The following is a 10,564-nucleotide window of genomic DNA, read 5'->3' as shown; positions in this document are numbered from 1 at the left end:
GCACCTGGCCGGCATGAAGGACTCCAAAATCATCGTCGCCATCAACAAGGACGAGGAGGCACCAATCTTCCAGGTCGCCGATTACGGCCTCGTCCAAGACCTCTTCACAGCAATCCCAGAGCTCTCCAGCGCCGTCTGATCGACAGTCCATGCCACAGATTCACATTCTCACCCTGACTTGCGACGACCGCCCGTCGATCGTCGCGGCCGTGACGACGGAACTCGCCGCGCTCGGCGCCAACATCACCGAAAGCAGCCAGTTCTGGGACCGCGCCAGCAACCGTTTCTTCATGCGTCTCGCCGTCGAGAGCGAGGACGGGCTCACCGCCGCGCATGTCGAGCACGCGCTGAAACCGCCGATCGAGCGTTTCGGCCTGCGGGTCGGCATCGCCGACGCGCAGCGCCGGCCGAAGATCGTCATCATGGTGTCGAAATTCGACCACGCGATGCTCCACCTGCTCTACCAGATCAAGGTCGGCTGGCTGAACGCGGACGTCGTCGCGATCGTGTCCAACCACGAGGACAGCCGCGTCACCGCCGAGCGGGAGGGGATCGCCTATCATTGCTGGCCGGTGGACAAGCACAACAAGGCCGAACAGGAACAAAAACTGCTCGACCTGGTGCGCGGCTCCGGCGCCGACCTGGTGATACTGGCGCGCTATATGCAGGTCCTGTCCGACGAAGTGTCGACCCGGCTGTTCGGCAAGGTGATCAACATCCATCATTCCTTCCTGCCGTCGTTCAAGGGCGCCAAACCCTACCACCAGGCGTTCGAGCGCGGGGTGAAGCTGATCGGCGCGACGGCCCATTACGTGACGCCCGACCTCGACGAGGGACCGATCATCGAGCAGGAAACCGAGCGCGTCACGCACGCGATGAGCGCGGAGGATTTCGTGGCCACCGGCCGCGACATCGAAAGCCGCGTGCTCGCCCGCGCGGTGAAGCTGCATCTGGAAAAGCGCATCATGCTCAACGGCAACCGGACGATCGTGTTTTCCGGCTGAGGCGCCGCCACGAATGCGGGTCGGCCGCCCGGCGGCCGGCTGCAAGTGCCGGATCGGCGCGCCTTTTCCGCGTTCTCCCGTCCGCGCGAACGCGCCGGCAAACCCGTTTCACGCTTTATTCTGGCGCCGCCCGCTGCCGTGCCACGTCCGCCCGCAACCGCGGGCGGGCCGCCGTCGCGCGCGCAGTTCGGGCGCCGGCGGCCCGCCTTGCGAAGCTTTTTGGCCCGATTTCGAAGCAAGGGGGTTGCTTCCCATCTAATTTGTAGTAACAAATTAATATGGATTGCAGCGCGACGGGAGGATCGATGGTGCGGGGTTGGGGCGAGCTGTCGCGAAGCGAGCGCGCCTATGTCCTGCGTCATGCCGTGGCGCAGCTTCTTTTATGGTCGGCCTTCTTCTACCTGTTCGCGGCGCTTTTGCCGCGGATCGGGACCGCCCTCGGCGAAACCCCGATCCTCATGTCGGCGGCGCTGACCGGCGGGCTGTTGGTGTGGGCGCTGGCCGCCCCGTTCTGCGGGCGGCTGATCGACCGGGGGCACGGCCGGGGACTGCTTGCCGGCGGGGCGCTCTGCGGCGCCGCGGCGCTGGTTCTGATCGCCGCGGCCCCCGGCTTTCCGGTGTTTGCGGCGGGCATGCTGCTGCTCGGTCCGGCCATGGCTGCGACCCTCTACGATCCCTGTTTCGCGCTGGTCGTGCGCCGGTTTCCCAACCGCGCGCGGGCGCCGATCGCCGCCGTGACGCTGGTGGCGGGTCTGGCCTCGCTGGTCACCTTCCCGCTGGCCGCCGTGCTGGGCGCGGTCCTGGACTGGCGCGGCATCGTGCTTGTCTTCGCGACCGCAGCCGTCCTGGCGGCGCTTGTCCTGCCGGGCGAGGCGGAGGGCGTCGAGGCGGGCGAGCGCGCGGCCGCTCCGCCGCTCGCTGCCGGTCTGCGCGCACGCACGCTTCTGATCGGAGCCAGTTTCGCGGCGTTGATCCTGTCGCACAGCATGCTTCTGTTCCACCTGCCGGCCGCGCTCGCCGCCCGGCCCGCCTTCGGCGCGTCCGCCCTCTTGATTCTGGCGCTGATCGGCCCGGCGCAGATATTCGGCCGGCTGGCGCTCGGCGCGATGCCGGGCGTGTCGAGCGCGCTTTTGTGCCGGGTCGTGTTCGTCTTCATGCTGGTACCGCCGTTGCTCCTGCTGGCGGCGCCGGAATTTCCCGCGCTCGTGCTTGTCGCGGTGCTTTTGCAGGGCGCGGGTTTCGGCATCCACACCGTGCTGCGCCCGGAGGCGGCCGAACGCCATCTCGGCAGCCGCGCCATCGGCGGCGCGCTCGGCGTGATCGCGATGATCGGCCTGTTGATGATGGCGCTCGGCCCGGCGCTCGGCGCGCTAGCGCAGGCCCGGTTCGGCTTTTCCGGGCTGCTGTGGCTGGCGCTCGCCGTCAATGCGGTCGGCCTCGTCCTGTTGTTGAGGCTCGACCCGCCCGGCATCGAAAACACCGTGACGAGGCGCTCATGAGCGGGGTGGTGGTGGCCGGCGGCGCGATGACGCCGTTCAACCGGCGCAAGGACGGCAGCGGGATGCGCGACTGGGCGCGCGCCGCCTTCTTCGACGCCGTGTCCGATGCGCGGCTTGAAGCGCGCGACATCGATGCGCTGGTGGTGGCGTCGGAAAGCGACTTCTTCACCCTGCAGCTCAATCCGGCCGCGCTGATCGCCGACGAGTTGGGCCTTTTCGGCATCGCAGCGCAACGGGTCGAGGGCGGCGGCGCGTCGGGGCATCTGGCGGTTCACGCCGGCGCGGCCATGGTGATGGCGGGGCGCGCGCGGCGTGTCGCCGTGCTTGGCCTGGAACCGTCGGCCTCGCATCTGCCGGGGGCAGCGGTCGGGGCGCTTTACGGCCTGTCCTTCGACGCCTGGACCGACGGCATGACCGGTGTGGACGCGACCAGCCTCTATGCGCTGTCGGTGCAGGCCTTCATGGAGGAAACCGGCGCCGGACAGGATGATTTCGCCGCGATCGCGGTGCGCAACCGGGGCAATGCGCGCGCCAATCCCAACGCCCATCTGCCGCTCGACATCGCGGCGGCCGACGTGGCCGCCTCGCCGGTCATCGCCCAGCCCTATCGCCGGCTCGACTGCTCGCCGCTCAGCGACGGCGCGGCCTGCGTGATCCTGGCCGGTGCGGCGGGGCTGCCGGATGGCGGCGCGGGGCGGGCGCGGATTGCCGGCATGGGGGTCGCCAACGACCGGGTGCGGCTCGGCGAGCGGGCCCGGCCCGGCCGCTTCGAGGCCAAGGGCGTGGCGATGCGGCGGGCGCTCGCGGAGGCCGGTGCCACCGTGAGCGAGATCGGGCTTGCCGAGATCTATGACAGCTATTCCGGCGCGCAGCTTCAGGCGCTCGACGGTCTCGGGCTGCGCGAGGACGTCGTCAGGGCCGAGCGCGAGGGTGTTTTTGCCGCCGATGGCGCGCTGCCGGTCAATCTGTCCGGCGGCCTGCTCGGCCAGGGGGCGCCGGTCGGCGCAACCGGCGTGGCGCAGGTGCTGGCCTGCGCGTTGCAGCTCGAGGACCGTTATTTCGGGCGCCGGGTGGCAACGCCCCCGCGCTATGCGCTTGCCGACACGCATGGCGGCGTGGCGACGCTGAACGCGGTCAGCCTTCTGGAGGGCGCGCGATGAAATATCGGCTGGCCCTCGACTATACGGTGCCGGAAGGGACGCTGGCGCCCTATTTCGACGCGCTTCGACAGGGGCGGGCGCTCGCCGCGCGCTGCACTTCGTGTGGCACGACCAGCTTTCCGCCGCGGCCGGTCTGCGGTGCCTGCGGCGGGCGCGAGATGGCCTGGCAGGCCTTGACGGGCCGGGCGCGGGTCGTGCGGCGCGCCGATAGCGAAAACGGCGCCTTCGCGCTCGCCCGTTTCGACGGGGCGGACGAGCTGGCGACCGTGGCGCTCGCCAATCCCGCCGAACGACAAGCCGCCGGGCGGCTGGTGGCGCCGCCCGACGCGCGGCCCGGCCTTTGGCTTCATCTGGAAAACGAGGACGACGATCATGCTTGACCAGTGGAGCGCCGAGGCGCTGGCCGGGATCGGCCTGAAGCGTGAGGCCGACGGGCTGGCGATCGACATTCCGGCCGACGCCAATATTTTCGCCATGACGGTCGGGCGCCATCTCGGCGACGGCGCTCGGTCGCGCACGGCGATGGTGTTCGAACAGGCCGACGGCGAGACCGTCTCCTACAGTTTCGACGACATCGACCGCGCGGCGACGGCGCTGGCCGCGCATCTGCGCGCGCTCGGCTACGGGCGCGGCGACCTGATCGGCATCCATACCGGCATGCGGCCCGACACCGCGATTGCGCATATGGCGGTCTGCAAGCTCGGCGGCACGGCAGTGACCCTGTCGCAGCTCTACGGTCCGGACGCGCTTGCACATGCGCTCAACCATTGCGCGGCGCGCTGCCTGTTGACCACCGAGGCGGCCTGGGCGCCGTTGCGACAGGCGGCGGCGGAGCTTTTTCCGCATCTCAACGATGTGCTGGTCAGCGGCGCCACCGGCGGCGAGCCGGACCTCGCCGCCATCCTGGCCGCGCCGGCGCCCGGGGATTTCGAGCCCGCCTATACCGGCGCCGACGATCCGGCGCTGTTGATGTACACGTCCGGGTCAACCGGCATGCCGAAGGGCATTCTGCACGGCCACCGGGTGCTGGCCTCCTATCGGCCGTCGATCAATCTGTTCTTCGATCTGTCGCTGGACGACGAGGACGCCGTCTTCTGGTCGCCTTCGGACTGGGCCTGGGTCGGGGGGCTGCTCGACATGCTGTTTCCGGCCTGGCTCGCCGGCCGGCCGGTGGTCACGTCGGAGGCGCGGTTTTCGGCCGACTGGGCCTATCGGTTCATGGCGCGTCACAAGGTGACCCACACCTTCCTGGCGCCGACGGCGATCAAGCGCCTGGCGCAGACGGCCAAGCCGCGCGCCGAATACGATCTGGCGCTACGGGTGATCTGCACCGGCGGCGAGGCGCTGGCGGCCGATACGCTCAACTGGGCCGAGACCCGGCTCGGCGTGGTCTGCAACGAGTTCTACGGCATGACCGAGGTCAATCATCTGATCGGCAATTGCGCGGCGCTTTATCCGCGCAAACCCGGCTCGATGGGCGTCGCCTATCCCGGTCATATTGTGCGCCTGGTCGACGCGGAGGGCAACGAGGTGGAAGACGGCGAGCCCGGCGAGATCGTCACGCCTGCAAGCGCGCCGACCCGTTATCTCGGCTATCTGAACAACCCGGACAAGCAGGCCGAGTTGCGGCTCGGCCCGTGGATGCGCACGCACGATCTCGCGGTGCGCGATGCCGACGGCTATTTCTGGTACAAGGGCCGCTCCGACGATTTGATCAAGTCGTCGGGTTTCCGCATCGGTCCCGCCGAGATCGAGGAATGCCTGCTTGCCCATCCGGCGGTCGCCGAGGCGGCGGTGATTGGCAAACCGGACGCCGAGCGCGGCGCGATCGTCAAGGCCTTCGTCAGGCTGGCGGCCGGTTATGCCGGCGATGCCGTACTCGGCGAGCATCTGCGCGCGCATGTGCGCGAACGTCTGGCGCCCTACAAGGCGCCGCGCGAGATCGCCTATGTGGAGGCGTTCGAGATGACCTCGTCGGGCAAGATCAACCGCAAGGCACTGCGCGCGGCCGAAGGTGGTTGACGTAACAAATTTGTTCATACTAATCTGTTCGTACATTCAGCCTCGGGACATGTCGGAATGAAATTCGGAATCCACGCCGGACTTTGGATGCGGAGCTGGTCGGACGACCTGGCGCCGATCCTGCGGACCGCGGCCGATATCGGCTTCGACGGTGTCGAGCTGTCGCTTTTGGGCATCGGGCTCGATCGGGCCGCGGACCTGCGGCGCCAGGCGCAAGCGCTCGGCCTCGAACTGACCTGCTCCACCGGGTTGGCCGCCGATGCCGATCCGACCTCCGACGATCCGGCTATGCGCGCGCGGGCCGAGGCGGTTCTGGCCGAGGCGATCGCCACCACCCAGGCGCTCGGCGCGCGAAGCCTGGCCGGCGTGGTGGCGGCGCCGTGGGGCGTCTTCGAGCCGGCCCGCAAGGCCGACCGCGCCGCGCGCGCGGCCGAAACGCTCGGCCGTCTCGACGGTCGGCTGCGCGATGGCGGGGTGCGGCTCGGCATCGAGGCGATCAACCGCTTCGAAACCGACCTGACCAACACCGCCGCCGAAGCTGTCGCAATCGCCGAAGCGACCGGCTCGGCCCAGATCGGGGTGCTGCTCGACACGTTTCACATGAATGTCGAGGAAAAGGACCCGCCGGCCGCGATCGCCACGGCGGGCGAGCGGCTTTACCACTTCCACGTCTCCGACAATGACCGCGGCGTGCCCGGATCGGGTCGCTACGATTTCGCCGCCAGCGCTGCGGCGCTGCGCGCCATCGGCTACGATGGCTGGGTGACGGCGGAGATGTTCGTGGTGCCGGGCCATTCCACCAGCGCCGATCTCAACATCTGGCGCGCCATCGAGGCCGATCCGACGGAGGCCGGGCGGGCGGCGCTTTCCTTCATGAAGCGCGTGTTTGCATGAGCGCCGGGGCCTATTTCACGGCACTTGCCGCCCGTTTCGACGGGCTGGTCGAGCCGCTCAACACGCTCGACGCGGCGCTTGGCGACGGCGATCACGGCACAACCATGCGGCGCGGCCTGGTCAAGGCGGCGGCGGCCGGGCCCGGCCTGCGGGCCAAGGCGTTCATGCGGGCTTCCGGCGGCGCGTCCGGCACGCTGTTCGGGCTGATCCTGCACGAGATCGAACGCCATCTCGACGCGGGCGCGCCGCTCGCCGACGGGCTGGCGCGGGCCGAGGCGCGCATCCGCGATCTCGGCCAGGTGGCCGAGGGCGACAAGAGCATGGTCGACGCGCTGGCGCCGGCGGTGCGTGCGCTTGCCGGCCGCGGTTCGCTGCCGCAGGCGGTGACTGCTGCGGCGGCCGGGCGCGAGGCCACGCGCGAACTCGCCGCGCGGCGCGGGCGGGCGCAATATGTCGAGGGCGGCGGTGTCGGCCATGTCGACCCCGGCGCGACCTCCGTCGTCCATCTGCTCGAGACGCTGGTCGACATCGGAGATGCGTCGTGAAAAAACTCTTCAACAGCGCCGAGCGCATGGTCGACGACATGATCGACGGGTATGTCGCCGCCTATCCGCAGGTCCGGCGCGGCGCCCAGGATCCGCGGATCGTGGTTCGTGCGCGGCAGATCAAGGACCCCGCCCGCAAGGTGGCGCTCCTGATCGGCAACGGGTCCGGCCACGAGCCGATCGCGATGGGCTTCGTCGGCGCGGGGCTGCTCGACGCCAATGTGGTCGGCGACGTCTTCGCCGCGCCGTCGGCCGATCTGATCCTCGACGGCATTCGCGAGGTTGCCGGACCGGCCGGCGCCCTGCTTTTGATCTCGCAGCATTCGGGCGACATGATCAACGGCCGCGCGGCGGTGATGCTGGCTGAGGAGGAGGGGCTGAAGGTCCGCGCGCTGCCGATGTATGACGACATTTCCTCGGCGCCGCGCGCGCGGCTGCACGACCGGCGCGGCGCGCCGGGCACGATGTTCGTCTACAAGATCCTGGGCGCGGCGGCCGAACGGGGCATGGGTCTCGACGATTTGATGGCGCTCGGCGAAGCCGTGCGCGCCCGCACCACGACCCTGGCCGCGGCGGCCAGCGCGGGCATCTCGCCCTTGACCGGCAAGCCGATGTTTTGCCTGCCCGACGACGAAATCTATCTCGGCATGGGTGTGCACGGCGAACCCGGCATCGGCCGGGTCAAGGTCGGCCCGGTGGACGAACTCGTCGAGCGCATGGTGGCCGCGCTGCTCGCCGACCGGCCGATCGCCGAGCGCGCGAGCGCGGCGGTGATCGTCAACGGCATGGGCGGCACCACCTTGATGGAGCTCTTGACCGTCTACCGCGAGACCCGCGCCGCGCTTGCCAGGCGCGGCATCGACGCGGTCGCGCCGATGATCGGCTCCTACGTCACCACCCAGGAGATGGGCGGGTTTTCGATTTCGCTGCTGGAGCCCGATCCGCGCATGCTCGATTTGTGGTGCGCGCCTTCCGACAGCCCGTTCTTTCCACGCATCGAGGACCACCGCGCATGACCGCAAACGGATCTTTCCTGAAAAAGCCGATCTGCGGCGTGGCGGTCGACCAGGGCAGCGGGCTGGAAAAGGCGTTGCGCGAGGCGCGCGGTCCGGCGGCAGCGCCGGACGATCTGTTCCGCTTCAAGCGGCTCGTGGTCGAGGCGCTTAGCGGCCAGGCGACGACCTTGCTGGTCGACGCCGTCCATGGGCGCGAATTGTTGCCGTATTTCGCGCCGGGCTGCGAGAAAATGCTGGCCTTCGAGGCCGACGTCTACCGGATCTCCAACGAGGACCGGATCACGGTCCTGCCGGACAATCTAAGCGTTTCCGACTATCCCGGCCTCGGTGTGCGGGTGCTGAAGTTCTTTCTCTATTTCGGGCCGCGCGACCCGGCCGAAATCAACGAAAGGAAATTCGCGCTCGTCGCCGATATCGGCCGGCAATGCAGCGCGGCCGGGGTGACGTTCCTGTTCGAGCCGATCGTCTACGACCGGGCGGTGCCGGACGGCGCCTCGTCGGATTTTGCCACCCTAAAACCTCAACTTGTGACCGAGGCGACACGTATTTTTGCCGATTCTCGCTTCGAAATCGACGTTTTGAAGGTCGAAGTGCCGGTAAATTTGAATTTTGTCGAGGGTTTTGGCGAACCGGCGATGAGCCGGGAGGACGCCGAGGCCGCGTTTCGCCGCGCCGCAGACGCCGCCGGCGAAATTCCGATCGTCTATCTGAGCGCCGGCGTCACGTTCGAGCAGTTCGAGGGCGCGCTCGGCCTGGCGCGGGCGGCCGGCGTCGACATGGCCGGCTTCATGTGCGGGCGCGCGATCTGGAGCGACGCGATCGCCGTCTACGGCGCCGAGGGGCCGGAAGCGGCCGAAGCGTGGATGCGCGGACCGGGCCGCGAGCGGCTCGCGCGGCTGGCCGCCGTGGTGTCATGAGCGCAAGCCTGTCCCTGCTGCCTCAGGTCGAGGCGTTCCTGGCGACGCCGCAGGGCGCGCGGATCGGCGACGCCCGCGTCGCGGCCGCGTCGCGGCTCACGGTAGTCGACCCGTCGACGGAAGCGGTGATCGCGGAGGTCGCGGCCGGCGGCGTGGCCGAGATCGACGCCGCGGTCGAGGCCGCGCGCGCGGCCATGGCCGGCCCATGGGGGCGGATGACGCCGCAGGATCGCGGCCAGCTTCTGTGGCGGCTCGCCGAGGCGGTCGAGGCACGCAAGGCGGTGTTCGGCCAGCTCGACGCGCTCGACAACGGCAAGCCGTTTGCGGTGGCGCGCGACGTCGACGCGGTCTATTCGGCCCGGCACTTTCTCTATTTCGCCGGCTGGCCGTCGAAGATCGAGGGTGCGACGGTTCCGGTCTCGGTGCCGGATCGTTTCAACTATACGCGTGTCGAGCCGGTCGGCGTGTGCGGGCTGATCACGCCGTGGAACTATCCGCTGCTGATGGCGGCGTGGAAGCTGGCGCCGGCGCTCGCCGCCGGCAATGCGGTGGTTCTGAAACCGGCCGAGCAGACGCCGCTCAGCGTGCTCTACCTCGCCGACCTGGCGCTGGAGATCGGGTTTCCGCCGGGCGTGCTCAATGTCGTGCCGGGCCTCGGCCACGAGGCCGGCGCCGCCCTTGCCGCCCATCCAGGCGTTGACAAGGTCGGTTTCACCGGCTCGACGCAGACTGGCCGGCGGATCGTCGAAGCGTCGGCGGGGAACCTGAAGAAGGTCTCGCTCGAGCTCGGCGGCAAGGCGGCGAACATCCTGTTTGCCGACGCGGATCTGGAGCGCGCGATTCCCGGCGCTTTTTGGGCGCTGTTCGGCAATAATGGCCAGTCATGCACCGCCGGCGCCCGGCTTTATGTCCATCGCGACATCCACGACAGGGTGGTGGATGGCCTGACGAAGCTGGCGAATGCGCTGTCTGTGGGACCGGGCATGGAAGAGCCCGGCCACGATCTGGGGCCGGTCATCTCGCGCAAGCAGATGGACACGGTGCTCTCCTATGTCGGGGATGGCGTCGCCGCCGGGGCCGCGTGCGCGGCCGGTGGGGCGCGGCTCGATCGCCCCGGCTATTTCGTCGCGCCGACCATTTTGACGGGGGTCGCGGACGACATGCGGGTCGCGCGCGAGGAGATTTTCGGCCCGGTCCTGTGCGTGCTGCCGTTTTCGGACGAAGACGAGGTGCTGGCGCGTGCCAACGACACGATCTACGGGCTCGCCTCCGGACTGTGGACGCGCGATCTCGGGCGCGCCAACCGGATGGCGGCGCGGCTGAAAGCCGGCACGATCTGGACCAATTGCTGGGGCGAAACCGATCCGGCCTCGCCGTTCGGCGGCATGGGACAGAGCGGCTACGGCCGCGAGATGGGACGCGAGGCGATCGCGCTCTACAGTCAGACAAAGAGCGTTTGGCAATCCACGCTATGATCAATAGAGTCGGACAAATTGATCCTGTTGCG

10 protein-coding genes and 1 pseudogene are annotated in these 10,564 nt (G+C 69.1%); all 11 read left to right on the top strand.

The window, feature by feature from the left end; translation table 11 throughout:
- Nucleotides 1-139 (top strand): annotated as a pseudogene (locus C7T96_RS15140) (electron transfer flavoprotein subunit alpha/FixB family protein); the annotation flags it as partial.
- Between the two features lie 10 nt (nucleotides 140-149).
- Nucleotides 150-1,004 (top strand): formyltetrahydrofolate deformylase, encoded by an 855-nt coding sequence (gene purU, locus C7T96_RS15135; RefSeq protein ID WP_106572081.1) that lies wholly within the window; start codon nucleotides 150-152, stop codon nucleotides 1,002-1,004.
- A gap of 305 nt (nucleotides 1,005-1,309) precedes the next feature.
- Nucleotides 1,310-2,503, top strand: coding sequence for an MFS transporter (locus C7T96_RS15130; protein WP_158264389.1), 1,194 nt, complete (start codon nucleotides 1,310-1,312; stop codon nucleotides 2,501-2,503).
- Nucleotides 2,500-3,663, top strand: coding sequence for a thiolase family protein (locus tag C7T96_RS15125; RefSeq protein ID WP_106572079.1), 1,164 nt, complete (start codon nucleotides 2,500-2,502; stop codon nucleotides 3,661-3,663). The genes C7T96_RS15130 and C7T96_RS15125 overlap by 4 nt, the downstream gene beginning before the upstream one ends.
- Complete coding sequence (locus tag C7T96_RS15120) at nucleotides 3,660-4,043, top strand: zinc ribbon domain-containing protein (RefSeq protein ID WP_106572078.1); 384 nt, start codon at nucleotides 3,660-3,662, stop codon at nucleotides 4,041-4,043. Before C7T96_RS15125 ends, C7T96_RS15120 begins: the two co-directional genes overlap by 4 nt.
- Nucleotides 4,036-5,685 carry an AMP-binding protein gene (locus C7T96_RS15115; RefSeq protein WP_106572077.1) on the top strand — a complete coding sequence of 550 codons (1,650 nt, stop codon included), beginning with the start codon at nucleotides 4,036-4,038 and terminating at the stop codon, nucleotides 5,683-5,685. The genes C7T96_RS15120 and C7T96_RS15115 overlap by 8 nt, the downstream gene beginning before the upstream one ends.
- A 57-nt stretch (nucleotides 5,686-5,742) precedes the next feature.
- Nucleotides 5,743-6,579, top strand: coding sequence for a sugar phosphate isomerase/epimerase family protein (locus tag C7T96_RS15110; protein WP_106572076.1), 837 nt, complete (start codon nucleotides 5,743-5,745; stop codon nucleotides 6,577-6,579).
- On the top strand, nucleotides 6,576-7,124 hold the full coding sequence (locus C7T96_RS15105) for a DAK2 domain-containing protein (protein WP_106572075.1): 549 nt from the start codon (nucleotides 6,576-6,578) through the stop codon (nucleotides 7,122-7,124). The genes C7T96_RS15110 and C7T96_RS15105 overlap by 4 nt, the downstream gene beginning before the upstream one ends.
- Nucleotides 7,121-8,140 (top strand): dihydroxyacetone kinase subunit DhaK, encoded by a 1,020-nt coding sequence (locus C7T96_RS15100; protein ID WP_106572074.1) that lies wholly within the window; start codon nucleotides 7,121-7,123, stop codon nucleotides 8,138-8,140. The genes C7T96_RS15105 and C7T96_RS15100 overlap by 4 nt, the downstream gene beginning before the upstream one ends.
- On the top strand, nucleotides 8,137-9,057 hold the full coding sequence (locus tag C7T96_RS15095) for a tagatose 1,6-diphosphate aldolase (RefSeq protein WP_106572073.1): 921 nt from the start codon (nucleotides 8,137-8,139) through the stop codon (nucleotides 9,055-9,057). The genes C7T96_RS15100 and C7T96_RS15095 overlap by 4 nt, the downstream gene beginning before the upstream one ends.
- On the top strand, nucleotides 9,054-10,532 hold the full coding sequence (locus C7T96_RS15090) for an aldehyde dehydrogenase family protein (protein WP_106572072.1): 1,479 nt from the start codon (nucleotides 9,054-9,056) through the stop codon (nucleotides 10,530-10,532). The genes C7T96_RS15095 and C7T96_RS15090 overlap by 4 nt, the downstream gene beginning before the upstream one ends.
- The last annotated feature ends 32 nt before the right edge of the window (nucleotides 10,533-10,564 follow it).

The sequence above is a fragment of the Nitratireductor sp. StC3 genome, assembly GCF_003015025.1.
GTDB classification, from domain to species: Bacteria; Pseudomonadota; Alphaproteobacteria; order Rhizobiales; family Rhizobiaceae; genus Mangrovimarina; species Mangrovimarina alexandrii.
This window is presented reverse-complemented; position numbering and strand designations above follow the sequence as displayed.

Excerpts from the sequence above, each read along its gene's own strand:
- purU (WP_106572081.1), top strand. The coding sequence starts at position 150 with ATGCCACAGATTCACATTCTCACCCTGACTTGCGACGACCGCCCGTCG.
- C7T96_RS15130 (WP_158264389.1), top strand. The coding sequence starts at position 1,310 with ATGGTGCGGGGTTGGGGCGAGCTGTCGCGAAGCGAGCGCGCCTATGTC.
- C7T96_RS15125 (WP_106572079.1), top strand. The coding sequence starts at position 2,500 with ATGAGCGGGGTGGTGGTGGCCGGCGGCGCGATGACGCCGTTCAACCGG.
- C7T96_RS15120 (WP_106572078.1), top strand. The coding sequence starts at position 3,660 with ATGAAATATCGGCTGGCCCTCGACTATACGGTGCCGGAAGGGACGCTG.
- C7T96_RS15115 (WP_106572077.1), top strand. The coding sequence starts at position 4,036 with ATGCTTGACCAGTGGAGCGCCGAGGCGCTGGCCGGGATCGGCCTGAAG.
- C7T96_RS15110 (WP_106572076.1), top strand. The coding sequence starts at position 5,743 with ATGAAATTCGGAATCCACGCCGGACTTTGGATGCGGAGCTGGTCGGAC.
- C7T96_RS15105 (WP_106572075.1), top strand. The coding sequence starts at position 6,576 with ATGAGCGCCGGGGCCTATTTCACGGCACTTGCCGCCCGTTTCGACGGG.
- C7T96_RS15095 (WP_106572073.1), top strand. The coding sequence starts at position 8,137 with ATGACCGCAAACGGATCTTTCCTGAAAAAGCCGATCTGCGGCGTGGCG.
- C7T96_RS15090 (WP_106572072.1), top strand. The coding sequence starts at position 9,054 with ATGAGCGCAAGCCTGTCCCTGCTGCCTCAGGTCGAGGCGTTCCTGGCG.